The organism is Campylobacter sp. BCW_6461 (assembly GCF_001762735.1).
GTDB lineage: Bacteria > Campylobacterota > Campylobacteria > Campylobacterales > Campylobacteraceae > Campylobacter_D > Campylobacter_D jejuni.
This window is the reverse complement of the sequence record NZ_MJXJ01000020.1, coordinates 96,054-121,425: the sequence shown is the minus strand read 5'-3', so window position 1 is coordinate 121,425 and position 25,372 is coordinate 96,054. Positions and strand designations below refer to the sequence as shown.

The following is a 25,372-nucleotide window of genomic DNA, read 5'->3' as shown; positions in this document are numbered from 1 at the left end:
AAGACTTAGTAAAAATACAAAAAAAGAATCAGTTTATTTTTATTTAAATTTTGCTTAAAAGCAAAATTTAAATAAATTTTACAACTTCATCAAAACTAAAACGATTTTTTTGAGGATTTTTTTCATCGTTGCAATATCCTAAAGCTACCACCAAACTTGATCTTTCTTTTTGAATATCAAGTGATAAATAAGAATCAAGCTTTTCTTTATCAAAACCACCTATAGTGCAACTTGCTATATTTAAAGCATTAGCACTGTAAAGTATGCTAGCTAGAGCTATATGAGCTTGTTCTCTTGCATAAGATATTTTTTGTTCTTGATTCAGAGATTTTAAAAAAGGCATATAAGCATCTAAGCGTTTTTGAATTTCTGTTTCACTCATATCTCTTTTTCTAAGTTTTTCTTCAAAATAATCTAAAAAATCAAGTCTTGAAATGATGATAATTAATGCAGCGCAATCTTTTACATGTTTTTGTTGGTTGCAAATTTTAGAAAGTTCTTCTTTTCTTTTCTCATCTTGCATTACTATAAATTTCCAAGGTTCCAGTCCTAAGGAACTGGGGCTTAATCTTGTTATTTCTAAAATAGAATTTAAATCCTCTTTTTTGAGTTTTTCATTTTTAAAATTTCTACAAGAATATCTTGTGCTAAAAATTTCAAGTTCTTTTTTCATTATTTTTCCTTGTAAAATTCGACGACTTCATTAAAATTTAAGCGTTGAGTAGAATATTTTGGTTCGTGGGCTTTATATCCTAAGGATAAAATTACGGCAGTTTCAAAAGGATAAGTTAAATTAAGAAAATCATCAACCTTAGCTTTTTCAAAGCCACCTATCATGCAAGAATCAATACCTAAGCTCATTGCAGCTAGTGACATTTGCATCATAGCAAGATAGCATTGAAGTTGTGCATAATGATAGAGTTCATTATCATTCATTGCATTGGTTTTATGAGTATAAATTTCTAAAATTTTTTGAAAATTTTCTTCGCTAGAACCTGAGAAACGACGCACTTGTTTTTGTGCAAATTCATCTTTGCTTTGAAGATCTTTTCTTGCTAGAAAAATAATATTATGACTTGCACTTGCTACATTTTGTTGATTGTAACATAGGGTTGAGAGTTTAAGATTGTGTTCTTTTTGTTCTAATACTACAAATTTCCAAGGCTCAAATCCATGTGAGCTTGGGGCTAAGACTCCACTTTCTAAGATAAAATGCAAATCCTTTTCATTGATTTTTTTATCATTAAAAAGTTTACAAGCTCTGCGTTTTGAAATTAGTTCTTTAAAATTCATTTTATTCCTTAAAATCAAAAATAATAATATTAATTATAAAATGCAAAGCTTAATCAAAAAATATTATAGTTTGATATTTTTCTTAAAAACAAAACCGGATTTTTCAAAACCCATTTTTTGGATATAAAATTCATGAGCTTGTGTTCTAAAAAAACTTGAACTTAGTTCTAATTCTTCATATCCTTGATCTTTTGCCCAAATTTGGATTTTTTTCAAAAAAGCTTGACCTATACCTTTTCCTCTTAAAGCTTCATCTACGACAAAATCACAAATATAAAGACAATGATTATGATAAAGTACATTAAAGGGCATGACTCCACAAGCTGCTTTGTAGCTTCCCTCATTTTCATAGGCAAAAAGTTTATAATGTTGAGTTTGTGTAGCAAGTTGGATTTTGTCTAAAAAATCTTTCAAAGATAGGTTATTTCTTAATTGTTTTATCAAGGGATAAATTTTTTCCAAGTCTTCTTTTAGCTTAATTTCTTTCATTTTTAAATCCCTTAAATTTCAAAAATTTCAGGTTTTAATTTTAAAAGTAAGCAAAAAGTTGCCAAAACAGCTTGTTCTTGCATAAATTCACGATCTCCATCTAAATAAAGCGTTTCTTGGATAAAAGTTCCATCTCTAAACATTGCACCTATATAAATAGTGCCTGATTTTATTTTTCCCTCATCTTTTTCGCCAACTACTCCGCTAACAGCTAAGGCAAAATCAGGATTAGCTGTTTTAAAAATACCTTTTAGCATAAAATAAACACAACGTTCACTGTATTCGCCATTATTTTCTAAGACGCTTTCGCTAATTCCAAGCCATTCGTGTTTGATGCGGTTGGAATAACTTACAATAGAACCTTCAAAAATTTCACTTACACCTGAAATTTTGGTTAAGGTACTTGCACAAAGTCCACCTGTGCAACTTTCAGCAAAAGAAATTTTTAATTTTTTTTCTAAAAGTTTAGAGCTTATAAAATGTATGGGATCTTTACCTAAAAATACCTTTTGTCCAAAAAGATTTTTTACGCTATTTAAAAAACCATCAAGTTTTCCAAAATTAGCGCAAGTGGCCTTAATAAGCACAAGATTATCTAAAAGCTTGGTTGATTTTATACTTATCTCATAAGATTTTGTTAGGGTTTGCAGTAGCAATATAGCGCTTTCATCATCCATGCCAAAAATGCAAAAATATGCAAAATTTAATTTTATATGTCCAAGAAGATTGGGTAATTTTTCGCTTGGATTTATTTTAACGACATTAATTTTTGAATTTGAAAAATTACACACAAAGCTATTTTTACTAAATTCTGCTTTATCTGGAACCAAGGTATCATCTTTTAAGATAAGATTATCATCATTTAAAGTTGCTAAAATTTTAGCAACAGTCGCATAATGCAAAGAGCTTGTAAATAAAGTGATAAAATCATACTGATTTAAGAGATTTTCAAGTAAAAAAGGTAAATCTTTATCGGTTTTATTTTGTATGCGAATTTCGTTGATTTCTTTAAATTTTTCTTCATAAGTTCTATAAATATAATTTTTGAATTTTTCGTTTATAGTAAGCTCATCTCCTATAAGATAAAGCAAATGTTTCATAAATTTTCCTTTTTTTCTTATAATTATAGCCAAAAACAAAGTAGAAATTAAAGCTAATTTGAGTAGAATTTAAGATTATTAAAAATTAGGTGGAAAAAATGGACTACAAAGAAACTCTACTTTTGCCCAGTACTAGTTTTGCTATGCGGGCGAATTTAGCGGAACTTGAACCGCAAAGATTTAAAAAATGGTTTGAGCAAAATTATGCTTATGAAAAAATGAAAGAAAATCGCAAAAATGCGAAAAAAAGTTTTACCTTACACGATGGCCCCCCTTATGCTAACGGACATATCCATATAGGACATGCTTTAAATAAAATTTTAAAAGAAACTATTATCAAAACGCATTATTTTAAAGGTGAGAGTGTGCGTTTTACTCCAGGGTGGGATTGTCATGGTTTGCCTATAGAACAACAAGTAGAAGTAAAGCTTGGAGAAAAGAAAAAAAGCTTAAGTAAAAAAGAAATTCGTGAGTTTTGCAGACAACATGCGAGTGAATTTGTAGATATCCAAAGAGAAGAATTTAAAAATTTAGGCATTATTGCAGATTGGGATAAGCCTTATTTAACTATGAAATTTGAGTTTGAAGCAGCGATTTATAGAACTTTATGCGAGATTGCTAAAAAAGGCTTACTTTGCGAGCGTTCTAAGCCTGTTTTTTGGAGTTGGGCGGCAAAGTCAGCTTTAGCGGAAGCTGAAGTAGAGTATCAAGATAAAGAAGATTATTCTATCTTTGTGGCTTTTGATTTAGATGTAAAAGCTTGCGAAAAATTAGGAGTTTCAAAAGCAAGCACAGTGATATGGACAACTACGCCTTGGACTTTGGTGGCTAATCAAGCTATAGCTTTAAATCCTAATGAAAATTATGTGATCACCAAAGAGGGTTTGATTTTTGCAAGTGCTTTACTTAAAAGTATGGTAGAAAAAGGACTTACAAGTGGAGAAATTCAAAAAGAACTAAACGCAAAAGAATTTGAAAAACTTGAAGCTATCAATCCTTTAAATGGAAGAAAATCTGTTTTAATTATGGGCGAGCATGTATTGATGGATGGTGGAAGTGGACTTGTACATACTGCACCAGGACATGGCGAAGATGATTATTATGCTTGTTTGAAATATGGCATTGAGGTTTTAATGCCTGTTGATGATAGTGGATGTTATGATGAAACTTTAAGAGCTAAAGGGCTTTTGCCTTCTCATTTGCTTGAAGAGTTTATAGGTCTTCATATTTTTAAGGCCAATGAAAAAATTTTAGAACTTTTAGGCGAAAAACTGTTACATTCTTCTAAATTTATACACTCTTATCCATTTTGTTGGAGAACGCATAAGCCTGTGATTTATAGAGCTACTAAACAATGGTTTATTTTAATGGATGAACCAAAACTTCAAGGAAAAACTTTAAGAGAGTGTGCAAAAGAACAACTTTTAAAAACAACCTTTTATCCGCAAAGTGGGGTAAAAAGAATAGGTTCTATGGTGGAAAATCGCCCAGATTGGTGTATTTCAAGACAAAGAGACTGGGGAACGCCTATAGCCTTTTTTAGAGATAAAAACACTAAAGAAGTGATTTTTGATGATGAGCTTTTTGACTTTGTAGCAGCTATCTTTGAAAAACATGGCGCTGATGCGTGGTGGGAGTTTGAAATCAAAGATTTAATTCCTACAAATTCAAAATACAACGCTGAAAATTTAGAAAAAGTATATGATATTTTAGATGTTTGGTTTGATAGTGGAAGTACTTTTAATGCGGTTTTAAATAGCGGACTTTATGACGCAGGAGAAAAAAGAGCAAGTATGTATTTAGAAGGAAGCGATCAGCATCGTGGTTGGTTTCAAAGCTCTTTGCTTGTAGGTACAGCGATCAATGAAAGTGCACCTTATGAAAGCATTTTAACTCATGGTTTTACCACTGATGAAAAAGGGCAAAAAATGTCTAAATCTAAAGGCAATGTGATTGCTCCTGAATATGTAGCAAAAACCTATGGAGTTGAAATTTTAAGACTTTGGATACTTTTAAGTGATTATTTAAGTGATTTAAAAATTTCAGACAATATCTTAAAACAAGTGGGTGAACAATATCGCAAAATAAGAAACACTATAAGATTTTTACTTGCCAATACAAATGACTTAAAAGATTTAGAAGTTAAAGAATTTAGCTTTATTGATAAATGGATATTAAGCCGTGCAACTAAAGTTTTTAAAGCAAGCAAAGAGGCATTTTTTGCTTATGAATTTGCTAAAGGTTTTAGTTTGCTTTTAAATTTCTTAAGTGCGGATTTAAGTGGGATTTATCTTGATATCAGTAAAGATAGACTTTATTGTGATAGCGAAAATGCTCAAAGAAGAAAATCCGCTCAAGTGGCTATGGCTTTGATAGCAAAAGAGCTTTTAAATTTACTTGCTTCAAATTTAAGCTATAGTGTAGATGAGGCTTTAGAACATGCTAATGTTTTAATCAAAGGTGATGCAAAAGATGTATTTGATCTAAGTTTAACTCAAGATTTTGATTATGATTTTGGTATAGATGATACATTTTTAATGAGTGCTAGAGAGAAATTTTTTGAACAAATTGATATACTTAAAAAAGATAAAATCATCAAATCTACTTTGGAATTAAATTTAAACATCAGTTTTAATAAATTCCCAAATGAGGAATTAGCCGATTGGTTTATGGTAAGTCAAATCAGCAATGAAAATGAAGAAATTTTGGCTGAATTTGAAGTAGAGAATGAGAAATTTAAAATCACCAAAGCTTCGCTTTGTAAATGCCCAAGATGTTGGAAACTTCAAAGTAAAGATGAAGAAACACCTTGTTTAAGATGTGAAGAAGTTTTAAAAGGGATTCAATGCTAGAAAATCCTATTCCAAATAGCATTATCATCACAACTGTAGCGGTGGTTTTGGCTTTTAGTGCTTTAGCAGTATTTTTGATCAAAAAAACAAAGGAAAATAAATGATAACTTTAAAAGAAGCTTTAAAATACTCCAAAGAAGAACTTGAAAATTTAAAAAAAGAACTCAATGAAAAAGCAAAAAAAGAAAAAAAAATAGGTGCTTATATCGAACAATTTTTAGATAAAGACTTAAGTGTTTCAGGTGAAGGTGTGCCTGTAGCTATAAAAGATAATATCAGCGTAAAGGGCTGGGAGCTTACTAGTGCGAGTAAGATTTTACAAGGTTATATCGCCCCTTATGATGCAAGTGTGATTGTTAATTTAAAAGCTAATGGTTTTTCTCCTTTTGGGCGTTGCAATATGGATGAATTTGCTATGGGAAGTTCAACAGCGAGTTCTTATTATGGCAAAACTTTAAATCCTTTAAATTTTGAGCGTGTGCCAGGTGGTTCAAGTGGCGGAAGTGCTGCTGCGGTAGCGGGTGGCTTGGCTTTGGCAAGTTTGGGTTCTGATACAGGAGGATCTGTACGTCAGCCTGCAGCTTTTTGTGGTTGCGTAGGATTTAAACCGAGTTATGGAAGAGTGAGTCGCTATGGCTTAGCTTCTTATTCTTCAAGTTTGGATCAAATCGGGGTTTTAACGCAAAATGTAGAAGATGCGGCAATTTTATATGATGCGATCGCAGGATATGACAAAATGGATAGCACGAGTGCAAATATCGAGTTTATCAAAACCGCTCCAAATTTAAATGCAAATAAAAAATTAAAAATTGCAGTGATTGAAAATTATGTCAATGATGCAGATAGTGAAGTAAAAAATGCACTTTTAAAAACCATAGATATGTTAAAAGCTAATGGACATGAGATTGTATATAAAAATTTGCTTGATTCTAAGTTTGATATTGCGGCGTATTATATCATCGCAACAGCTGAAGCAAGTACAAATTTAAGTCGTTATGATGGGGTGCGTTATGGCAAGCGTTCTGAAAATATCCAAAATTTAAAAGAAATGTATGTAAATACACGCAGCGAAGGTTTTGGAGAAGAAGTAAAAAGAAGAATTTTGTTAGGAACTTTTGTTTTAAGCAGTGGATATTATGATGCGTATTATATTAAAGCACAAAAAGCTAGAGCTTTTATTAAGGCAAAATATGAAGAAATTTTACAAGATTGTGATCTTATTTTTATGCCTGTAACGCCTACAACGGCTTTTAAATTTGATACTCAAAAAAGCCCTATACAAACTTATTTAGAAGATGTTTATACTATCTCTGTAAATTTAGCAGGGCTTGGAGGCATTAGTGTGCCTGTTGCAAAAGATAAAGAAGGGCTTAATATATCAGCACAACTGATTTGCAAAGCTTATGATGAACAAACCTTGTTAGACGGGGCTTTAAGTTTAGAACAAATGATTAAAAATTAAGGATGAAAGATGAAAATTGTAAAAAGAGCTTTAACTTTTGAAGATGTATTATTGCGTCCTGGGTATTCTGAAGTTCTACCTAAGGAAGTAAAAATTCATACTAAACTGACAAAAAATATCACTTTAAATATGCCTTTAATCTCTGCGGCTATGGATACAGTTACTGAACACAGGGCTGCTATTATGATGGCAAGACTTGGAGGGCTTGGAGTGATTCATAAAAACATGGATATAACCTCACAGGTTAGAGAAGTAAAAAGAGTGAAAAAAAGCGAAAGCGGGGTGATTATCGATCCTATTTTTGTAAGTCCTAAGGCAAGTGTTGCGGAAGCTTTAGAAATTATGGCAGAGTATAGAATTTCAGGTGTTCCTGTAGTAGATGAAGATAAGAAACTAATAGGCATACTCACCAATCGTGATTTAAGATTTGAGAGTGATTTTTCAAATTTGGTTGAAAATGTTATGACTAAAATGCCTTTAATCACTGCTCCAAAGGGTTGTACTTTAGATGATGCGGAAAAAATTTTCAGTACCAACAAAGTAGAAAAACTTCCTATAGTGGATGAACAAGGACGCTTGGAAGGACTTATCACTATAAAAGATCTTAAAAAACGCAAAGAATATCCTGATGCCAATAAAGATAATTTTGGAAGATTACGTGTGGGTGCGGCTATAGGAGTAGGACAAATGGATCGTGTGGATGCTTTAGTTGAAGCGGGCGTTGATGTTGTTGTGCTTGATTCTGCGCATGGACATTCTAAGGGTATTATTGATACAGTAAAAGCGATTAAAGCTAAATATCCAAATTTAGATCTTATCGCAGGAAATATCGCCACTGCAGCTGCAGCAAAAGCACTTTGTGAAGCAGGAGTAGATGCGGTTAAAGTAGGTATTGGGCCAGGAAGTATTTGTACCACACGTATTGTTTCAGGTGTGGGTGTGCCTCAAATTTCGGCCATTGATGAGTGCGTGGAAGAAGCAAATAAATTTGGCATTCCTGTGATAGCTGATGGCGGGATTAAATATTCAGGTGATATTGCAAAAGCTTTAGCCGTAGGTGCGAGTTCTGTTATGATAGGATCGCTTTTAGCTGGAACAGATGAGAGTCCAGGAGAGCTTTTTACTTATCAAGGAAGACAATATAAGTCTTATCGTGGTATGGGCTCGCTTGGGGCTATGCAAAAGGGAAGTTCGGATAGATATTTTCAGCAAGGTACCGCTCAAGATAAACTCGTTCCTGAAGGTATAGAAGGGCGTGTTCCTTATGTGGGAAGTATAAGAAGTGTGGTGCACCAACTTTTAGGAGGTTTGCGTTCTTCTATGGGTTATGTTGGGGCTAAAGATATAGAAGATTTTCAAAAAAGAGCCGAATTTGTTGAAATTACCACTGCAGGACTTAAAGAAAGTCACGTGCATGATGTTACTATCACTCATGAAGCACCAAACTACAAGGTTAATCATCAATGAGTTTTGAAGAAAATTTAAAACACGCTAATGAATCTTTGGAAAAATTAAATAATCAAGAGCTTGCCTTAGATGAAAGTGTAAAAATTTATAAAGAAGGTTTAGAGAGTATCAAAAAAGCAAGACTTGAGCTTGAAAAAGCAAAATTAGAAGTGGAGCAAATCGATGAGTAAAATAGCAGCTTTACAGTTTCCAACTTTAGCTTTAAGTGAATCAAGGCTTGATTATTATCTTAAAGCTTCAAAAGACAATGGAGTAAATTTAGTAGTTTTGGGAGAATATGTGATCAACAGTTTTTTTACAGAACTTTTGCATATGCCAAAAAATATGATAAAAGAACAAAGCGAAGCTAAAAAAGAAAGCTTGATTAAACTTGCTAAAAAATACGAATTAGAAATCATCGCTCCTTATGTAAGCGTTGAAGCTAAAAGTTATAAAAAACTTTGCTTAAAAGTTACTCCAAATGGTGTGAAAAGTTATGAACAGCAAATTTTAATGCCTTATGAACATTGGAATGAAGAAAAATTTTTCAGCAACAAAACTCCATCAGAATTAAAAATTTTTACTTTTAATTATGAAAAATTAAAATGTGCTTTGCTTTTTGGTTTTGAGACACATTTTGATATTTTTTGGCAACAGATTATGGCGAAAAAAATTGATTTGGTTATCGTTCCTAGTGCTTGTACCTTTGAAAGCAAACAAAGATGGGAAGAACTTTTAAAAACAAGAGCTTTTTTAAATTCTACAAGCATTTTAAGAGTAAATCGCATAGGCAAAACAAAAGATGAGTGGAATTTTTACGGCGATACTTTGTTTATTAATGCTTTTGGTGAGATAGAAAGTAAATTGGGTTCTGAAGAAGAAATGCTTATTATAGAGCCTAAAAAAAGTGATGAAGCAAGAAAACTTTGGGGTTTTGATAAGATAATAAAAGAATTTAAAAATTAAATTTATACTTATAGATTTATAAGTTTATAAAAGTTATCTAGAGCTGATAGAAGCTAAGGTTTATATTTTCTTTTTAGTAAAAAAGTGCTAAAATTTAGCCTTTAAGGTATAAAGGTTTAAATGATGCAAAATATCCATTTTATCGGCATAGGCGGTATAGGAATTTCCGCTTTAGCAAGATTTTTAAAAGAAAAAGGTTTTAAAATTAGCGGAAGTGATCTTAAAGAGAGTAAAATCACTAAAGAACTAGAAAAAGAAGGGGTTAAGGTCAGTATCCCTCATCATAAAGACAATATTTTAAACAAAGATTTAGTTATTTATTCTGCTGCTATCAAAGAAGAAAATCCTGAATTTAAACACGCTAAAGAATTAGGCATTAAATGCCTTTCACGCAAGGAGGCCTTACCTCTTATCTTAGAAGATAAGCGCGTTTTTGCAGTTGCAGGAGCACATGGAAAAAGCACAACTTCAAGTATTTTGGCTTCTTTGCTTGATGATGCTTCTGTGATCATCGGAGCGATTTTAAAAGAATTTGGTTCAAATATGATTTATAAAGAAAGCCAAAACCTTGTTTTTGAAGCTGATGAGAGCGATAGTTCTTTTTTAAATTCAAATCCTTATTTGGCTATAGTTACTAATGCAGAAGCAGAGCATTTAGATCATTATGGTAATGAAGTTTCAAAACTCCATCATGCTTATGCGGAGTTTTTAGATACGGCTAAAATTCGCGTGATTAATGCTGAAGATGAGTTTTTGAAAAATTATAAAAATGAGTCAACCAAGCTTTATCCGAGCAAAGATATCAAAAACTGCACCATGCGTATAGAAAATTTCAAACCTTTTACAAGCTTTGAGTTGAAAGATTTAGGTGAATTTAAGGTTTTTGGCATGGGATATCATTTAGCCCTTGATGCGTCTTTGGCGATTTTGGCGGCTTTAAATTTCTTAGATATAGAAACGATAAGAACTAGGCTTAAAAATTATCAAGGTATTAAAAAGCGTTTTGATATTTTATATGCTGATGAAAATTTGGTTTTAATCGATGATTATGGTCATCATCCTACCGAAATAAAAGCGACTTTAAGCGCAGCACAAGAATACGCAAAATTAGGCGGATATAAAAAAATTACAGCCATTTTTGAACCCCACCGCTACACGCGTTTGGCTGCAAATTTAAAGGAATTTGCAAAGGCTTTTGAGAGTATTGATGAGCTTGTAATTTTACCTGTTTATGCTGCAGGAGAAGAGCCTATAGAACTTGATTTAAAAGCGGTTTTTCCTAAGGCTTTATTTGTAGAAGATATCAAAAGAGAGGGTAGATTTTTAGTAGCTTCTAAGGGGCAAGTTTTTGAAGAAGGGCTTATTATAGGTTTTGGTGCAGGAGATATTAGTAATAAATTAAGGCAAAAAGATGAGTAGGTTTTTTTTATATTTTTTAATTATTTTAATTTTAGCCTTAATCACTTTTGCTTTGCGTGAAAAATTAGGCAAAAAAACTAAACCTTTTTTTGGTATTTTACTTGTGATTTTTATTGTTTTAGCGGTATTTTTTGAATTTGAAAACACGCAAAAAAGTCATTTAAGAACAGATATTATCGTAGCTTTTAATCAAAATAAAAATATTTTATGTAAAGATATCAATGTTTCTAAGGCGTATTTTAATTATGAATTTGGTACAGGAAGTTTTATTTCAAAGGATAATAATCAAAGTTTTAATTCTTTAATCATAGATATTAAAGATTGTAGGTTAAATGATGAATGATACAAAAGAAGAATTGATCTCAAAGCTTGATTTAAACAGCTATTTAGAAGAGTTTAAAGCCCTTTTTGCAAGAGATAAGGAGATTTTTTTGCAAGGAGATTCTAATCTTCATTTTAAACGTATACATGAGCTTTGCGAGGTGGAATTTCCTACTATACCAGAGCTTAGCAATCTTGATAAAGCCTTGGTTCATTTAAGTAAGCAAGGAATTTTACATTTAGATGAAATTTTTGAATTTGTAAAAATTTTTCGTTATTTTGAAAAGTTAAAAAAAATAAAACTAGGAACAAATTTAGACTCTTGGCTACAAAAGATAGAATTTGTTAGCGGGGCTTTGGAGCTTTGTTTGAATTTCGATGAGAAAGGAGAATTAAAAGAAAGTTTAGATGAAAGACTTGTAAATCTTAATGCCGCTTTAAGATTGAAAAACGAAAGCATAATAGCTGAGTTTAAGAAATTTTGTTATACAAAAGCTTTGATGCCTTATCTTATCGATACACAAATCCATCTTATAAACAATCTTGAAGCCTTGCTTGTAAGAGGTGGGTTTAATCACGCCATTAAAGCAAAAATCATAGGTAGAAGTAGTGGCGGTGGCTTTTATATCGTGCCTTTAAGTGTTGAAAATTTGCAAAATGATATAGAAAAAATCAAAAATCAAAAAGAAGAAATTTATTATGAATACGCTAAAAATTTCTCAGCTTTTTTAGCAAAAAACCTACCTTTTTTAAAATTTATCAATACAGCCTTTGATCTTTTTGATCATTATAGTGCTAGGGTTTTGCTTGCTAAAAAAAAGGATTTTGAATTTGTTTTGTGTGATCAAAGTACAGATTTAGTGCTTAAAAATTTCGCTCATCCTGCCTTAAAAAATCCAAAAAGCGTGAGTTTGGAATTTAAAAAACAAGTTTTAATCATCACAGGGGTAAATGCAGGCGGAAAATCCATGCTTTTAAAATCCATGCTAAGCGCAGCATTTTTAGCTAAACATCTTTTGCCTATGCATATCAAAGCAAGTGAAAGTAAAATTGGTACTTTTAAAGAATTTGATGCCATCATAGAAGATCCGCAAAATGTTAAAAACGACATTTCAACTTTTGCAGGAAGAATGTTGCATTTTTCTAGACTTTTTTCTAAGAAAAATTTGCTTTTAGGTATCGATGAAATAGAGCTTGGAACAGATTTTGAAGAAGCGGCTTGTTTGTATAGTGTGTTAATTTCAAAACTCATAGCTAATAATCTTAAAATCATCATCACCACGCACCACAAACGCCTTGCTATGCTTTTAGCAAAGAATGAGCAAGTTGAACTCATTGCTGCTTTATATGATGAAGAGCTTTCACGCCCAAAATACGAGTTTTTAAAAGGCACCATAGGAAAATCTTATGCCTTTGAAACCGCTTTGCGTTATCAGATTCCGCCGAATTTAGTTGGCGAGGCTAAAAAGCTTTATGGCGAGGATAAAGAAAATTTAGAAGAGCTTGTGGGTAAAAATATCAATCTTGAATTAGAACTAAAAGCTAAGCTTGAAAATGTCGAGAAAAAAGAGCAAAAAGTCGATGAAATTTTACTTTCCTTAAAAGAGCAAAAAGAAAAAAATGAACAAGAATTTCGTACGAGTTTGAGAAATTTAGAATTTAAATTTCACAAAGCCATAGAAGAAGCTAAAAAAACCATACAGCTTAAAGATATGAAAGACAAGCAAAGAAGTCTTAATAAAGCCAATGAACTTAAAAAAGAAATCATCTTGCCAAGTATGGAGCAAAACGAAGAATTGCGTGTGGGGGATTTTGTAAAATATGAAAAAATTAAGGGTAAAATCATAAGCATTTCTAAAAACGATGCTATGGTTGAAAGTGATGGGATCAAACTTCGTGTGCCTTTAAAACTGCTTAAAAAAAGCACTCCTACACCTAAAATAAGTCCAAAAACAAGTATTAGTGTAACAAAACCTAGCAATCTAAGCGTGAGTTTGGATTTGCATGGACTTAGGAGTGATGAAGCTATTTCAAGGCTTGATAAATTTATTTCAGATGCTTTGCTTGCAGGCTTTGATGAAGTTTTAGTTTACCATGGTATAGGAACAGGAAAGCTTGCCTTTGCTGTAAGAGAGTTTTTGAAAACTCATAAAAGTGTCAAGGGCTTTAATGACGCACCGATCAATCAAGGTGGCTTTGGTGCTAAGGTGGTGAGATTATAAGGAAATAAATGATTACAAAAGATAATTTAAAACAAGTTCTAGAAAACTTAGGCTTTAAAAATAAAAATGAAAATTATGTAAAAACAATCAATAATTACACTCTTTTAATAGATTATAAAAACCAAAGTATTAATTACCCAAAAGAAATAAAAATTCACGATAAAACTACTTCTAATTTTTCACACCCTGAAAATTTTGTAGTTTTTGAATGTGTGCATAGACTTTTAGAAAAAGGTTATAAGGCTGAACATTTAGAGTTAGAGCCAAAATGGAATCTTGGCAGGGATAAAAAAGGTGGTAAGGCTGATATTTTAGTAAAGGATAATGAAAACAATCCTTATTTGATTATAGAATGTAAAACCACAGATTCTAAAAATAGTGAATTTATAAAAGAATGGAATAGAATGCAAGAAGATGGCGGACAGCTTTTTTCTTATTTTCAGCAAGAAAAAGGTGTAAAATATCTTTGTCTTTATACAAGTGATTTTAGCGATAAGTTAGAATATAAAAATTACATCATACAAGCTTACGATAACGAAGAATATCTAAAAGAAAAGGAATTACAAAATTCTTATAAAAAATCTAATAACAATATAGAACTTTTTAAAACTTGGAAAGAAAGTTATGAACTGCAATATTTTAAACAAGGTATTTTTGAAGCAAATGTCAATGCTTATAAAATTTTAGAAATTACTCCAACTTTTGATAATCTTAAGGAACTTAAAGAAGAAGGTAAATATCACGAATTTGCAAAAATTTTACGCAAGCATAATATATCAGGCAAGGAAAATGCCTTTGATAAACTTGTAAATATTTTTCTTTGTAAAATCTATGATGAAACTTTTAATAAAAACAATCTCAAATTTGGATATTTTGGTGTAATGGCAGATACTTATGCAAATATGCAAGATAGATTAATGTGGCTTTATAAAGAAGCTATGAAAGAATTCTTAGGAGAGAAAATTACCTTTGTATCTAATGAAGATATAGAAAAAGACTTTAAGCAATTAAAGATAAAAACTTTAAAAGAAGTAATGCAAAATTACATCAAAGAATTAAAATTTTATTCAAATAATGATTTTGCATTTTTAGAAGTGCATAATAAAGAATTATTCTTAAAAAATGCACTTGTATTAAAAGAAATAGTAGAGCTTTTTGCAAATTACAAGCTTACCCAAAACTCTACAAATCAATTTTTAGGCAATCTTTTTGAACTTTTTTTGCAAAAAGGTATGAAGCAAGATGAAGGGCAGTTTTTTACCCCTATTCAAATTTGTGAATTTATTATGTATTCTTTACCGCTTCAAGAAATGTTAAGCAAAAACTCTAAAGCTTTAAGGGTGATTGATTATGCTTGTGGTGCTGGACATTTTTTAAACACCTATGCCAATGAGCTTAAGCGTTATCTAACAGAAGATGAGCTTAAAGAGCATTATAAAAATATTTATGGTATTGAAAAAGAGTATCGCTTAAGTAAGGTTTCTAAGGTATCAAGTGCAATGTATGGGCAAAATGAAATCAATATTTTATACGCTGATGCACTTGCTTCTTTTGAATTAGCAAATACAAATAATTTAGAAGGAGAAAAAGCAAAACCACAAATAGAATCAAATAGTTTTGATTTGCTTATAGCAAATCCGCCTTATTCTGTAAAAGGATTTTTAGAAACTTTAAGTGATAAATCTAAAAATACCTATAAACTTTTCAACGATGATATAAACATAGAAACAAATAATTCTATTGAATGCTTTTTTTGTGAGCGAGCAAATCAAATTTTAAATGATAATGCTAAAGCTGCCATTATCTTACCAAGTTCTATTTTAAATAAAGATTCTATTTATAAAAATACAAGAGAAATATTGTTTCAAAATTTTGATTTTATTGCCATTGTAGAGCTAGGTAATCAAACATTTGGAGCAACAGGGACAAATACGATTATTTTATTTTTACGCAAAAAAGAAACTTTTAAACAAGAAAATCATCTTATTTCTCAAGATTATAGTTTGATTAAAGAACGCATAGAAGCTGAAAATTTAAAAGACAATGAAAGCTTTTATCAAAATTATCTAAGTGCGTATTGTGATTTTAGAAAATTTGATAAAGAGCTTTATAGTAATTTTTTAAATGGAAACTTAGATTCTAATCTTGCAGAGTTAGAAGCCTTTAAAGATTATCGCAATGCATTTAGGCAAACAAGTGATTATAAAAAACTTAAAGAATCTAAAATTTATAAAGAAAGTAAAGATAAGCAAGATTTAGAAGATAAAGCCTTTTTAGCTTATGCTCAGGCAATAGAAAAGGATAAATTGCTTTATTTTAGTCTAAGTCTTAATCAAGAAGTTTTAATCATAAAATCTCCAAGTGATATAAAAGAACAAAAGAAATTTTTAGGTTATGAGTGGAGTAATAGAAAAGGTGATGAAGGTTTAAAAGAATTGCACGAGCCTTATTTGAGCCCACTTTTTGAAAGAGATAATCCACAAAATGAGACTAAGCTTAATACTTTAATTTGTAAAGCATTTTTAAAAACTCTTAGCGATATACCAAAAGATTTGCAAGGCTATGCTAGTAAAGCGAGGCTTATTGATATGATGGATTTTGAAAAAGTGGAATTTAATAAAGCTATAAGTTTAAACGTAAAATCAAGAGATGAGTTAAATCCTTTTAAGAATTCTAAGTTTGAGTTGGTGAGATTAGGGGAAGTGTGCGATTTATTTAATGGCTATGCATTTAAGAAAACAGATTATGTTGAAAAGTCAAACACACTGCTCATTAGAATGGGAAATATAAGACCAAATGGTGAATTTGATGCGGAACACAAAATTCAATATTTACCCGACAATTTTAATAATAAATATAAAGACTACCTACTTAATGACGGCGATGTTATTATAGCTATGACTGATATGGGTAATGCTATGAATATTTTAGGTGTTCCTACTATTGTAAAAAATAAAAATAATAGAAATTTTTTGTTAAATCAGAGAGTGGGTAAACTTTTTAATTTTAGTGAAAAAATAATAGTTCAATATTTAAAATATGCATTATCAAGCAATGAAGTAAAAAAACAATTTAAATTACAGGGATATGGTGGCTTGCAGATTAATTTAGGTAAGACGCAAATATTAAGTACTAAAATCCCACTTCCACCGCTTGAAATTCAAAAACAAATCGTAGCAGAGTGTGAAAAGGTAGAAGAGCAGTATAATACTTTAAGTTTGAGTATAGAAGAGTACCAAAAGCTAATCAAAGCAATACTTCAAAAATGCGGCATCATAGAGGATGATCAAGAATATAAACTAAATTCTATTTTAGAAAATTTGCAAAAATTAGAATCTAAGCTTGATTTTAATCTCTTGTTTTCATTTATAGATGATTTTACTAATGCAAGGCAAGAAGACTTAAAGAAATTTAAAGAATTCGTCAAGAATATAAAAGCTATTTTAGGTACCTTTTCAACACCACCAAAACAAGGTTGGAATAAAGAAAAACTAAATGAAATTGTTAGCATTCAAAGCGGAGGAACACCTGATAGAAAAGTTAAAGAATATTGGAATGGAAATATCAATTGGGTAAAATCTGAAGTATGTCAAAATTGTTATGTTTATGATTATCAGGTTAAAGAAAAAATTACAGAATTAGGATTACAAAAATCATCGGCAAAATTATTAAAGAAAGAAACAACATTAATTGCATTAGTTGGTGCCACTATAGGTAAAATCGGTTTTTTAACTTTTGAAAGTGCAACAAATCAGAATATTACTGGCTTATATCCAAAAAATCTAAAAATCTTAAATACAAAATATTTATATTATGCTTGTATGGGCTTATATGGCCAATTTAGAAAATTAGGAGATTTTGCTATGGCTAATTCTAATTTTATAAAAAATCTTACAATCTCACTCCCACCGCTAGAAATTCAAGAAAAAATTGTTCAAAACATTGAATTAGTAGAACAACAAATTGATTTTCTTAATCTTAAATTAGAATTTTTAGAAAAAGAAAAAGAAAAAATCTTGCAAAAATATTTATTTTCTTAAAGCATTTTTCGCTAAACTTTGTAAATTTTATAAGGTTTAGCGATGAAAAACATTATGATATTAAGCGGAGCGGGTTTGTCTGCTCCAAGTGGGCTTAAAACTTTTAGAGATAATGATGGACTTTGGGAAGAATACGATGTTATGGAGGTTTGCTCTGCAACAGGTTTTAGAAAAAATCCTAAAAAAGTACTTGATTTTTACGATGCAAGAAGGGTACAACTTCAAAATGTAAAGCCAAATCATGCTCATGAAAAAATCGCACAATTAAAAGAAAAATGGGGTAAAAATCTTTTTGTCATCACGCAAAATGTAGATGATTTGCTAGAGCGTGCAGGGTGTAAAGATGTAGTACATTTGCATGGCTTTTTACCCGAACTTCGTTGCCTAAAATGTGAAGGAATTTTTAATATAGGCTATGAAAAAATCATAGATAAACAATGTCCAAAATGCAAAAGTAAGGATTTAAGACACAATATAGTCATGTTTGAAGAGCAAGCCCCTGCTTATGCTACGCTTTATTCTTTGCTAAATCAAACTTCGCTTTTTATCAGCATAGGCACAAGTGGGGCGGTTTTGCCTGTAGGGCGTTATGCTTCAATGTGCGAAAAAAGTATTTTAAATATCTACGAAAAAGATGCGAATTTAGAGCGGTATTTTGATAAAATCTATATAGAAGATATTATAAACGCTATTGATAAAATCGCACTTGATATAGAAAATTTTATGAAAGATGGTAATGTTTGATTCTTTTTTAAGTGGAGTTTTTTTGGGCTTTGGAGTGAGTGTTCCTTTTGGACCTGTAAATATTTTGATTTTAACTTATGCACTAAAAGCTTTTAAAAATTCCATAGCTGTAGGACTTGGAGCATTTAGTATAGATATGCTTTATCTTTTTTTGCTTCAATTTGGGCTTTTAAATTTCTTAGACAATGTCATTTTTATGCGTTTTTTGGCGATTTTTGGTTTTTGTTTTTTAACTTATATGGCGTATTTGATGCTAAGAAAAAAGAAAGAAAGCTTAAATTTAGAGCATAAAGAATTTAAAGAAAGTCTTTTGAAAAGTTATATTAAAGGAGCTTTTTTAAATGGTTCAAATCCTTTTGTGATAGGATTTTGGCTTAGTGCTACAAGTGTGGTTTTAAGCAGCGATCATGCTTATTTGATGACTTTAGGGCTTGTTGTGGCTATACTTTTTTGGGTAAGTGCTTTAGCCTTTGTGGTGGCAAGATATAGTCATGTTTTTAGTGCAAAAGTTGTTTTTATAATCAATATAATTTCAGCTATAATTATAGAGTATTTTGCTCTTAATTTATTATATAAAACTTTTATAGGATAAAAAAATGAATGCAAAAGAATTTTTAATCGAACTTTTAAAATTTAAATCTGTTACGCCAAATGATGATGGAGCTTTAAATTTCATCGCTATGGAACTGAGTGATTTTGAAGCTTTTTTTATAGAAAAAGAAGGCATTAAAAACCTTTTACTCACTAAAAAATTTAAAGATGAAGGCGAGCATTTAGCTTTTGGTGGGCATGTAGATGTGGTGCCTGCAGGTGAGGGTTGGAGTAGCGATGCTTTTGTGCCTATGGAAAAAGAAGGCTTTATCTATGCAAGGGGTGCTCAAGATATGAAAAGCGGAGTAGCAGCCTTTGTAGATGCGGTAAAGAATGCGGATTTTAAAGGAGCTAGACTTAGCCTTATTTTAACAAGTGATGAAGAAGGCGAAGCTATATATGGAACTAAGGCTGTTTTAGAATGGATGCAAGAAAGAGATATGCTACCTGATTATGCTGTGGTTGCCGAGCCAACCTGCGTTAAAAAAATCGGCGATAGTATTAAAATAGGGCGTCGTGGTTCTATCAATGGAAAACTTTTAATCCGTGGAAAACAAGGGCATGCGGCTTACCCTGAAAAATGTATCAATCCTGTGCATGATTTTGCGCCAGTTTTAAAGCTTTTAGCGGGTTTTGATCTTGATCCTGGAAGTGCTGAATTTAGTCCTTCAAAAATCGTTATAACTGATATTCGCGGAGGTATGGGGGTGTGTAATGTTACGCCAAATGATTTAAAACTTATGTTTAATGTTCGCAATTCCCCTGATACAAGCTTAGAAGATGTAAAAAGTTATGTAGAAAAAATTTGTCATGGTTTAAACTATGAGTTAGAGCTAAAACAATCAAGCGAAGCTTTTTTGACAAATATCGATAATAAAATCGTTCAAAAAATGAATGAAAGCGTTCAAAAAATCACCCATGAAGTGCCAGAGCTTAATACTAAAGGCGGCACAAGTGATGCAAGGTATTTTGCAAAATACGGTGTAAAGGTAGTGGAATTTGGGGTTTGTAATGATAGAATTCACGCTATTGATGAAAGAGTAAGTATAGAAGAATTTGAAAAACTTTGCCTTGTTTTTAAAGACTTGATAGAAAATTTTTAAAGGTTTAGAATGATTATCAATGGACAAAAGCTTGAGTTAAAAGAGCTTAAATTTATGGATTTTATCAAAGAAAAAGGTTTTAAAATCGAACTTATCGCCTTGGAATTAAATGGAGAGATTGTACCTAAGAGCGAATTTGAAAATTTGATTTTAAAAGAAAACGATAAAGCTGAAATTGTAAGTTTTGTAGGAGGTGGATGATGAGAGTAAAATTTAATGGCAAAGAACTTGATACAGACTTTAAAACAAGTTTGGAATTTTTTGAAAATATCAGCAAAAATGAAAATGATGTATGGATTATCAATGGTTTTGCAACAAAAGAGAATATCGCTTTAAACGAAGATGATGAGCTTTTTTGTATAGAAAGAAATACTTTACCTCCAAAAGATGCGCTAGACGCTATGATGAGAGCAAGACATACACCAAAGCTTCACGATAAACTTAAAAATGGGCGCGTGGCGGTGTGTGGTTTAGGCGGACTTGGATCACATATAGCGATAAATTTGGCAAGAAGTGGAGTGGGGTATTTAAAGTTGATTGATTTTGATGTGATTGAGCCTAGCAATTTGAATCGTCAAGCTTATCGTGTAAGTGATTTGGGTAAATTTAAAACCGAAGCTTTAAAAGAGCAAATTAGCGAAATTAATCCTTATATCAGCATTGAAATTTGCACTTTGAAAATCAATGAGGATAATTTAAAATCTTTGTTTAAAGATATAGATATAGTTTGTGAAGCCTTTGATAGTGCTATCGCAAAAGCAATGATGGCACAAAATTTTCATAGATTTTACAAAGATAGTATTTTAATCTGCGCTTCAGGGCTTGCGGGCTATGGTGATAGCAACAGCATACAAACAAGAAAAATTGCTAAAAATTTCTATGTGTGTGGGGATTTGGTAAATGGTGCTAAGCTAGGAAATGGACTTATGGCGCCAAGGGTAAATATTTGCGCAGGACATCAAAGTAACCTTGTTTTAGAACTTTTAGCAAATAAGGAGTAAAAATGCAAGAAAAATTAAAAAATGATAAATTAAAAATAGGCAAATACGAGTTTGATTCAAGATTTATTTTAGGTTCTGGAAAATATTCGCTAGAGCTTATAAAATCAGCTATAGAAGAAGCTAAAGCGCAGATCATCACTCTAGCCTTACGCCGTGCAAATACAGGGGAAATTGCTAATATACTTGATTATATCCCTAAAAATATCACACTTTTACCCAACACTTCAGGCGCAAGAAACGCCGAAGAAGCCTTACGCATTGCAAGGCTTTCAAGAGAGCTTGGTTGTGGAGAACTTATCAAGATAGAAGTGATAAGCGATAGTAGGTATTTATTGCCTGATAATTATGAAACGATTAAAGCTTGTGAGCTTTTAGCTAAAGAGGGTTTTACACCCTTACCTTACATGCATGCTGATCTTTACGCAGCTAGAGCTATGCGTGATGCTGGAGCTGCGGCTATCATGCCTTTAGCAGCGCCTATTGGGAGTAATAAAGGCTTATGTGCTAAGGAATTTATACAAATTTTGCTTAATGAAATTGATTTGCCTATTATTGTAGATGCGGGTATTGGAAGTCCTTCACAAGCTTGTGAAGCTATGCAAATGGGAGTAAGTGCGGTGATGGTAAATACAGCCATAGCTGAAGCAAAAGATATAGCCTTGATGGCTAGAGCTTTTTCTTTGGCGGTAAATGCAGGAAGAGCGGCTTTTTTAGCAGGTTTGGCAAGTGTGAGTGAAGCTAAAGCAAGTTCCCCATTAACAGGCTTTTTAAGGGATTGATTATGCAAGATTATATGCAGTATTTACCTCACATGCAGGAAATAAAAAGCGAAATTTTAAACAAGGTTTTAACTCAAGTTCAAAGCTATGATGAGAGTCAATTTAGCGCCAAGGATGTTAAAAATGCTTTAAATCAAACGCATTTAAGTATAGAGCATTTAAAAGCCTTGCTTTCAAGTGCAGCAGAAGATTTCATAGAAGAATTAGCCTTTAAATCCGCCAAAGTCAAGCAAAAATATTTTGGAAATTCTATCTCTCTTTTTACTCCGCTTTATTTGTCAAATTATTGTAATTCTAAATGTGTTTATTGTGGTTTTCAAAAAGGCAATAAAATCGCAAGAGCTAAGCTAAATGAAGCTGAAATTCACGAAGAAATGCAAGCCATTGCTAAAAGTGGTTTAGAAGAAATTTTAATGCTAACAGGTGAGGGTAGGGAGTTTGCAAGTGTAGAATATATAGCAAATGCTTGCAAGATTGCTAGAGAGTATTTTAAGGTTGTAGGTGTTGAAATTTATCCTATGAATGAAGATGAATATAAAATTTTGCATGAAAAGGGTTGTGATTATGTGACTGTTTTTCAAGAAACTTACAATCCTCTAAAATATTCTAAAATTCATTTAGCTGGTGAAAAACGCATTTTTCCTTATCGCTTTAATGCTCAAGAAAGAGCTTTAAAAGCGGGTATGCGTGGAGTGGCTTTTGCGGCACTTTTGGGTATAGATGATTTTAGAAAAGACGCTCTTGCTACGGCGCTTCATGCACATTTTTTACAACAAGCTTATTCGCATGCTGAAATTTCTATTTCAGTGCCGCGTTTAAGACCTATTATCAATAATGCCAAAATCCATCCTAAAGATGTAAGTGAAAAACGCCTTTTGCAAGTACTTTGTGCTTATAGGCTCTTTTTGCCTTTTGCGGGCATTACCATTTCAAGTCGTGAAAGAATAGGTTTTAGAGATGAGGTTATCAAGCTTGGTGCTACTAAAATGAGTGCAGGAGTGAGTGTGGGTATAGGTGAGCATAAGGGTGAGAAAAAGGGTGATGAGCAGTTTGAAATTTCAGATGATAGAAGCGTAGATGAAATTTTAGCTATGCTTAAAAGATCCAATTTACAAGCTGTGATGAGCGATAGTATCTATGTGGGATAAAAAAATCATCGCCATAAGCGATAGAAAATGTGTAGAAATAGACTTTTTAAAGCAGATTGAAAAACTTGCTAAGGCTAAGGTAGATGCTATAGTTTTAAGAGAAAAAGATTTAAGCGAATTTGAGTATTATGACTTAGCAAAAGAAGTTTTAAGCATTTGCGCAAAGCAAAAAGTGACTTGTTTTTTGCATTTTTTTGATAGGGAGTGTTTAAAATTGGGACATCGTTATTTTCACGCACCGCTTTCTTTGCTAAGAAAAGAACCTAAATTAACAAAATATTTTCATATACTTGGTACTTCAGTCCATAGCAAAGAAGAGCTTTTAGAGGCGATGAGCTATAAGGTAAATTATGCTTTTGTAGGGCATATTTTTGAAAGTTCTTGCAAGATGGGTTTAGAACCTAAAGGGATTGATTTTTTAAAATCCTTGCTTGAATTTAGTCAAATTCCACTTTATGCTATAGGCGGTATCAATGCTCAAAATATAGAAAATTTTAAAGATATAAATGTAGTAGGTGTTTGCATGCGTGAAATTTTAATGAAAGAAAAAGATCTTAAAAAGTATCTTTTAGAATGTAGGCAAAATTTACGATGAATAAAATTCTTTCTTTACCAGAAGATTTAAAGCAATTAAAAGGTGTCAATTATAAAAAAATTAAATCTTGCACTTTTGCTAAATATACACAAACGGATACTTCGCATTCTACTTTTGTTAATGTAGGAAGTCATCTTTTAACTTTTGTTCGCAAAGGATATAAAATTTTACACACTGCATCAAAAGATTATAAGATTAACTCTTATGAAACTTTGTTTTTAAAAGCTGGGAGCTATACTTTAAGCAATGTAGGACTTAGTAAAGGAGTTTATGAAGCTTATTTATTTTTTTTTGACAATGCATTTTTAATTGAGCTTATTTATAAGTATAAAGATTTTTTTAAACTAGATCAAAAGTTTCAAAACTATGAAATTTTTTGGGTAAAAAATGATAAGATTTTGCAAGGAATTTTGGAAAGTTTTTCACCGCATTTTGAAGAAAATACGCAAATTTTAGATCCTATAGTGAGTTTGAAATTTGAAGAGATTTTTTTACATTTGCTTTTAAATAAGAATATTTATTTTATTAGTTTTTTATCAGGAATTTTAAAAGAATTTCGCCTTGATCTTTCCCAGCTTTTTGAGTATTGTGGTAGAGAATTTTTAAGCGTAAATGAAATGTCTAATTTTGCGAAATTAGATTTAGCAACTTTTTCTAAAGAATTTAAGAAATGTTTTGGACAAAGTCCTAAAAAATGGTTAGATGAAAAAAGGTTGCAAAAAGCAAAGATTTTACTTAAATTTTCTAAAAAAAATATCAATGAAATAGCTAATGAGTGCGCTTTTTCTTCGGTAGCTTGGTTTATTGAAAGATTTAAAGAGAAATATGAGCAAACTCCTAAGCAATATCAAAAAACAAAAAACTTGTATTTTTTATCAAAAAACTAGCACATTTTTTTTATCTAAATAAATATAATTCAATGAAAATATTTTTAAATAAAGGAGAAAATATGAAAAAATATGTTTTAAGTTTAGCGCTTCTTGGAAGTTTGCTTGGTGCAAGTGAATTAAAATATCAAGAATTTGATGGTTTTAAAAGCCCTGAAAGTATTTTTGTAGATAAAAACTATGTTTATGTATCTAATGTAGGAGAAAAACTTGAACCTTTGGCGAAAGATAATGATGGATTTATTTCTAAGCTTGATAAAAATGGCAAAGTGCTAGAATATAAATTTTTAACCCATCTTAATGCACCAAAAGGCATGATGGAGATTGGAAAAACTCTTTATGTGGTAGATATCGATGTTTTACGCGGTTTTGATCTTAAAACTAAAAAAGAAATTTTTAATTTACCTATTAAAGGTGCAATCTTTTTAAATGACATAGAAAAATTAGACGACAATACGCTTTTGGTTAGCGATACTGGCACAGGGCTTATTTTAAAGGTTGATTTAAAAACTAAGCAATATGATGAATTATTAAAACTTGATTTAGCAAAATTTGGCGGTCCAAATGGGTTATATCTAGATAGAAAAAAACATAAGCTTTTTATAACTGGTTATCATCCTGATGGTGTAAGTGGCGGTGTTGTAATGGCTTATGATTTAAATACAAAAGAACTCAGTATAATTAAAAATGAAAAAGAATCTTATGATGGAATAGTTCCTTATAAAGATGGTTTATTGGTAAGTTCTTGGGGAAATAATCTAAATGGATATATTTATAATTTAGATAATGTTAAATCTGTAAAACTTGAACTTCCTTTGATGAAAGGTCCTGCAGATATATTTATTGAAGGTAATATTTTATGGATTCCTAAGATGGCAGAAGGTAAAATATTCAAAGTAGAACTTAACAAATAA

Annotated in this window: 24 protein-coding genes; 20 read left to right on the top strand and 4 right to left on the bottom strand. The window is 31.3% G+C overall.

Translation table 11 applies throughout. The annotated features are described in order from the left end of the window. Positions 1-67: 67 nt before the first annotated feature. The 4 genes from AJ882_RS03660 to AJ882_RS03645 all read right to left on the bottom strand — a co-directional run bounded on the left by AJ882_RS03660 (position 68) and on the right by AJ882_RS03645 (position 2,882). Positions 68-673 carry an NAD(P)H-dependent oxidoreductase gene (locus AJ882_RS03660; protein ID WP_002867183.1) on the bottom strand — a complete coding sequence of 202 codons (606 nt, stop codon included), beginning with the start codon at positions 671-673 and terminating at the stop codon, positions 68-70. Further along, positions 673-1,293 (bottom strand): NAD(P)H-dependent oxidoreductase, encoded by a 621-nt coding sequence (locus AJ882_RS03655; protein ID WP_002852938.1) that lies wholly within the window; start codon positions 1,291-1,293, stop codon positions 673-675. The genes AJ882_RS03660 and AJ882_RS03655 overlap by 1 nt, the downstream gene beginning before the upstream one ends. 63 nt (positions 1,294-1,356) lie before the next feature. Then, positions 1,357-1,782 carry a GNAT family N-acetyltransferase gene (locus AJ882_RS03650; protein WP_002777060.1) on the bottom strand — a complete coding sequence of 142 codons (426 nt, stop codon included), beginning with the start codon at positions 1,780-1,782 and terminating at the stop codon, positions 1,357-1,359. An 11-nt stretch (positions 1,783-1,793) separates the two neighbouring features. Then, positions 1,794-2,882: a CinA family protein gene (locus AJ882_RS03645; protein ID WP_002867182.1), complete on the bottom strand. Its 1,089-nt coding sequence runs from the start codon at positions 2,880-2,882 to the stop codon at positions 1,794-1,796. A gap of 98 nt (positions 2,883-2,980) precedes the next feature. On the opposite strand from AJ882_RS03645, the gene ileS reads away from it, so the two are divergent. The 20 genes from ileS to AJ882_RS03545 all read left to right on the top strand — a co-directional run bounded on the left by ileS (position 2,981) and on the right by AJ882_RS03545 (position 25,372). Further along, positions 2,981-5,734: an isoleucine--tRNA ligase gene (gene ileS, locus AJ882_RS03640; RefSeq protein ID WP_011049879.1), complete on the top strand. Its 2,754-nt coding sequence runs from the start codon at positions 2,981-2,983 to the stop codon at positions 5,732-5,734. Continuing rightward, positions 5,728-5,838 (top strand): hypothetical protein, encoded by a 111-nt coding sequence (locus AJ882_RS03635; RefSeq protein ID WP_002860186.1) that lies wholly within the window; start codon positions 5,728-5,730, stop codon positions 5,836-5,838. Before ileS ends, AJ882_RS03635 begins: the two co-directional genes overlap by 7 nt. Beyond that, on the top strand, positions 5,835-7,196 hold the full coding sequence (gene gatA, locus AJ882_RS03630; RefSeq protein WP_011049878.1) for an Asp-tRNA(Asn)/Glu-tRNA(Gln) amidotransferase subunit GatA: 1,362 nt from the start codon (positions 5,835-5,837) through the stop codon (positions 7,194-7,196). The genes AJ882_RS03635 and gatA overlap by 4 nt, the downstream gene beginning before the upstream one ends. Before the next feature lie 9 nt (positions 7,197-7,205). Next, positions 7,206-8,663 carry an IMP dehydrogenase gene (gene guaB / locus AJ882_RS03625; protein WP_002868644.1) on the top strand — a complete coding sequence of 486 codons (1,458 nt, stop codon included), beginning with the start codon at positions 7,206-7,208 and terminating at the stop codon, positions 8,661-8,663. Beyond that, on the top strand, positions 8,660-8,833 hold the full coding sequence (gene xseB, locus AJ882_RS03620) for an exodeoxyribonuclease VII small subunit (RefSeq protein WP_002853034.1): 174 nt from the start codon (positions 8,660-8,662) through the stop codon (positions 8,831-8,833). Before guaB ends, xseB begins: the two co-directional genes overlap by 4 nt. After that, the gene (locus tag AJ882_RS03615; protein WP_002888304.1) at positions 8,826-9,608 is read left to right on the top strand and encodes a carbon-nitrogen hydrolase family protein; all 783 of its coding nucleotides are present in this window, start codon (positions 8,826-8,828) and stop codon (positions 9,606-9,608) included. Before xseB ends, AJ882_RS03615 begins: the two co-directional genes overlap by 8 nt. 120 nt (positions 9,609-9,728) lie before the next feature. Next, positions 9,729-11,027, top strand: a complete 1,299-nt coding sequence (gene murC / locus AJ882_RS03610; protein WP_014517261.1) for a UDP-N-acetylmuramate--L-alanine ligase — start codon at positions 9,729-9,731, stop codon at positions 11,025-11,027. Next, positions 11,020-11,370 carry a hypothetical protein gene (locus AJ882_RS03605; protein ID WP_002783335.1) on the top strand — a complete coding sequence of 117 codons (351 nt, stop codon included), beginning with the start codon at positions 11,020-11,022 and terminating at the stop codon, positions 11,368-11,370. The genes murC and AJ882_RS03605 overlap by 8 nt, the downstream gene beginning before the upstream one ends. Beyond that, entirely contained in the window at positions 11,360-13,570 is a 2,211-nt protein-coding gene (locus tag AJ882_RS03600; RefSeq protein WP_079254351.1) for an endonuclease MutS2, read from the top strand. The genes AJ882_RS03605 and AJ882_RS03600 overlap by 11 nt, the downstream gene beginning before the upstream one ends. Positions 13,571-13,578: 8 nt before the next feature. Next, positions 13,579-17,610, top strand: coding sequence for a restriction endonuclease subunit S (locus AJ882_RS03595; protein ID WP_002797131.1), 4,032 nt, complete (start codon positions 13,579-13,581; stop codon positions 17,608-17,610). Positions 17,611-17,652: 42 nt separating this feature from the next. After that, positions 17,653-18,354, top strand: a complete 702-nt coding sequence (locus tag AJ882_RS03590) for an SIR2 family NAD-dependent protein deacylase (RefSeq protein ID WP_002779104.1) — start codon at positions 17,653-17,655, stop codon at positions 18,352-18,354. Further along, entirely contained in the window at positions 18,347-18,946 is a 600-nt protein-coding gene (locus AJ882_RS03585) for a LysE family translocator (protein WP_002797132.1), read from the top strand. Before AJ882_RS03590 ends, AJ882_RS03585 begins: the two co-directional genes overlap by 8 nt. A gap of 4 nt (positions 18,947-18,950) precedes the next feature. Then, positions 18,951-20,048: a succinyl-diaminopimelate desuccinylase gene (gene dapE, locus AJ882_RS03580; protein ID WP_002859168.1), complete on the top strand. Its 1,098-nt coding sequence runs from the start codon at positions 18,951-18,953 to the stop codon at positions 20,046-20,048. A gap of 9 nt (positions 20,049-20,057) precedes the next feature. Beyond that, on the top strand, positions 20,058-20,249 hold the full coding sequence (gene thiS / locus AJ882_RS03575; RefSeq protein ID WP_002858367.1) for a sulfur carrier protein ThiS: 192 nt from the start codon (positions 20,058-20,060) through the stop codon (positions 20,247-20,249). Next, the gene (gene thiF / locus AJ882_RS03570) at positions 20,246-21,049 is read left to right on the top strand and encodes a thiamine biosynthesis protein ThiF (RefSeq protein WP_002859169.1); all 804 of its coding nucleotides are present in this window, start codon (positions 20,246-20,248) and stop codon (positions 21,047-21,049) included. The genes thiS and thiF overlap by 4 nt, the downstream gene beginning before the upstream one ends. Positions 21,050-21,051: 2 nt before the next feature. After that, positions 21,052-21,828 (top strand): thiazole synthase, encoded by a 777-nt coding sequence (locus AJ882_RS03565; RefSeq protein WP_011049875.1) that lies wholly within the window; start codon positions 21,052-21,054, stop codon positions 21,826-21,828. Positions 21,829-21,830: 2 nt separating this feature from the next. Then, positions 21,831-22,976 carry a 2-iminoacetate synthase ThiH gene (thiH, locus tag AJ882_RS03560; protein ID WP_002867170.1) on the top strand — a complete coding sequence of 382 codons (1,146 nt, stop codon included), beginning with the start codon at positions 21,831-21,833 and terminating at the stop codon, positions 22,974-22,976. Next, positions 22,966-23,571 carry a thiamine phosphate synthase gene (locus tag AJ882_RS03555; RefSeq protein ID WP_002852949.1) on the top strand — a complete coding sequence of 202 codons (606 nt, stop codon included), beginning with the start codon at positions 22,966-22,968 and terminating at the stop codon, positions 23,569-23,571. Before thiH ends, AJ882_RS03555 begins: the two co-directional genes overlap by 11 nt. Next, complete coding sequence (locus AJ882_RS03550; RefSeq protein ID WP_002852985.1) at positions 23,568-24,458, top strand: helix-turn-helix domain-containing protein; 891 nt, start codon at positions 23,568-23,570, stop codon at positions 24,456-24,458. Before AJ882_RS03555 ends, AJ882_RS03550 begins: the two co-directional genes overlap by 4 nt. Positions 24,459-24,520: 62 nt before the next feature. After that, the gene (locus tag AJ882_RS03545; protein WP_002852987.1) at positions 24,521-25,372 is read left to right on the top strand and encodes an ATP-binding protein; all 852 of its coding nucleotides are present in this window, start codon (positions 24,521-24,523) and stop codon (positions 25,370-25,372) included.

Bases quoted from the DNA above. Each gene is read 5' to 3' on its own strand.
- AJ882_RS03660 (WP_002867183.1), bottom strand. From the start codon at position 673: ATGAAAAAAGAACTTGAAATTTTTAGCACAAGATATTCTTGTAGAAAT.
- AJ882_RS03655 (WP_002852938.1), bottom strand. From the start codon at position 1,293: ATGAATTTTAAAGAACTAATTTCAAAACGCAGAGCTTGTAAACTTTTT.
- AJ882_RS03650 (WP_002777060.1), bottom strand. From the start codon at position 1,782: ATGAAAGAAATTAAGCTAAAAGAAGACTTGGAAAAAATTTATCCCTTG.
- AJ882_RS03645 (WP_002867182.1), bottom strand. From the start codon at position 2,882: ATGAAACATTTGCTTTATCTTATAGGAGATGAGCTTACTATAAACGAA.
- ileS (WP_011049879.1), top strand. From the start codon at position 2,981: ATGGACTACAAAGAAACTCTACTTTTGCCCAGTACTAGTTTTGCTATG.
- AJ882_RS03635 (WP_002860186.1), top strand. From the start codon at position 5,728: ATGCTAGAAAATCCTATTCCAAATAGCATTATCATCACAACTGTAGCG.
- gatA (WP_011049878.1), top strand. From the start codon at position 5,835: ATGATAACTTTAAAAGAAGCTTTAAAATACTCCAAAGAAGAACTTGAA.
- guaB (WP_002868644.1), top strand. From the start codon at position 7,206: ATGAAAATTGTAAAAAGAGCTTTAACTTTTGAAGATGTATTATTGCGT.
- xseB (WP_002853034.1), top strand. From the start codon at position 8,660: ATGAGTTTTGAAGAAAATTTAAAACACGCTAATGAATCTTTGGAAAAA.
- AJ882_RS03615 (WP_002888304.1), top strand. From the start codon at position 8,826: ATGAGTAAAATAGCAGCTTTACAGTTTCCAACTTTAGCTTTAAGTGAA.
- murC (WP_014517261.1), top strand. From the start codon at position 9,729: ATGATGCAAAATATCCATTTTATCGGCATAGGCGGTATAGGAATTTCC.
- AJ882_RS03605 (WP_002783335.1), top strand. From the start codon at position 11,020: ATGAGTAGGTTTTTTTTATATTTTTTAATTATTTTAATTTTAGCCTTA.
- AJ882_RS03600 (WP_079254351.1), top strand. From the start codon at position 11,360: ATGATGAATGATACAAAAGAAGAATTGATCTCAAAGCTTGATTTAAAC.
- AJ882_RS03595 (WP_002797131.1), top strand. From the start codon at position 13,579: ATGATTACAAAAGATAATTTAAAACAAGTTCTAGAAAACTTAGGCTTT.
- AJ882_RS03590 (WP_002779104.1), top strand. From the start codon at position 17,653: ATGAAAAACATTATGATATTAAGCGGAGCGGGTTTGTCTGCTCCAAGT.
- AJ882_RS03585 (WP_002797132.1), top strand. From the start codon at position 18,347: ATGTTTGATTCTTTTTTAAGTGGAGTTTTTTTGGGCTTTGGAGTGAGT.
- dapE (WP_002859168.1), top strand. From the start codon at position 18,951: ATGAATGCAAAAGAATTTTTAATCGAACTTTTAAAATTTAAATCTGTT.
- thiS (WP_002858367.1), top strand. From the start codon at position 20,058: ATGATTATCAATGGACAAAAGCTTGAGTTAAAAGAGCTTAAATTTATG.
- thiF (WP_002859169.1), top strand. From the start codon at position 20,246: ATGATGAGAGTAAAATTTAATGGCAAAGAACTTGATACAGACTTTAAA.
- AJ882_RS03565 (WP_011049875.1), top strand. From the start codon at position 21,052: ATGCAAGAAAAATTAAAAAATGATAAATTAAAAATAGGCAAATACGAG.
- thiH (WP_002867170.1), top strand. From the start codon at position 21,831: ATGCAAGATTATATGCAGTATTTACCTCACATGCAGGAAATAAAAAGC.
- AJ882_RS03555 (WP_002852949.1), top strand. From the start codon at position 22,966: ATGTGGGATAAAAAAATCATCGCCATAAGCGATAGAAAATGTGTAGAA.
- AJ882_RS03550 (WP_002852985.1), top strand. From the start codon at position 23,568: ATGAATAAAATTCTTTCTTTACCAGAAGATTTAAAGCAATTAAAAGGT.
- AJ882_RS03545 (WP_002852987.1), top strand. From the start codon at position 24,521: ATGAAAAAATATGTTTTAAGTTTAGCGCTTCTTGGAAGTTTGCTTGGT.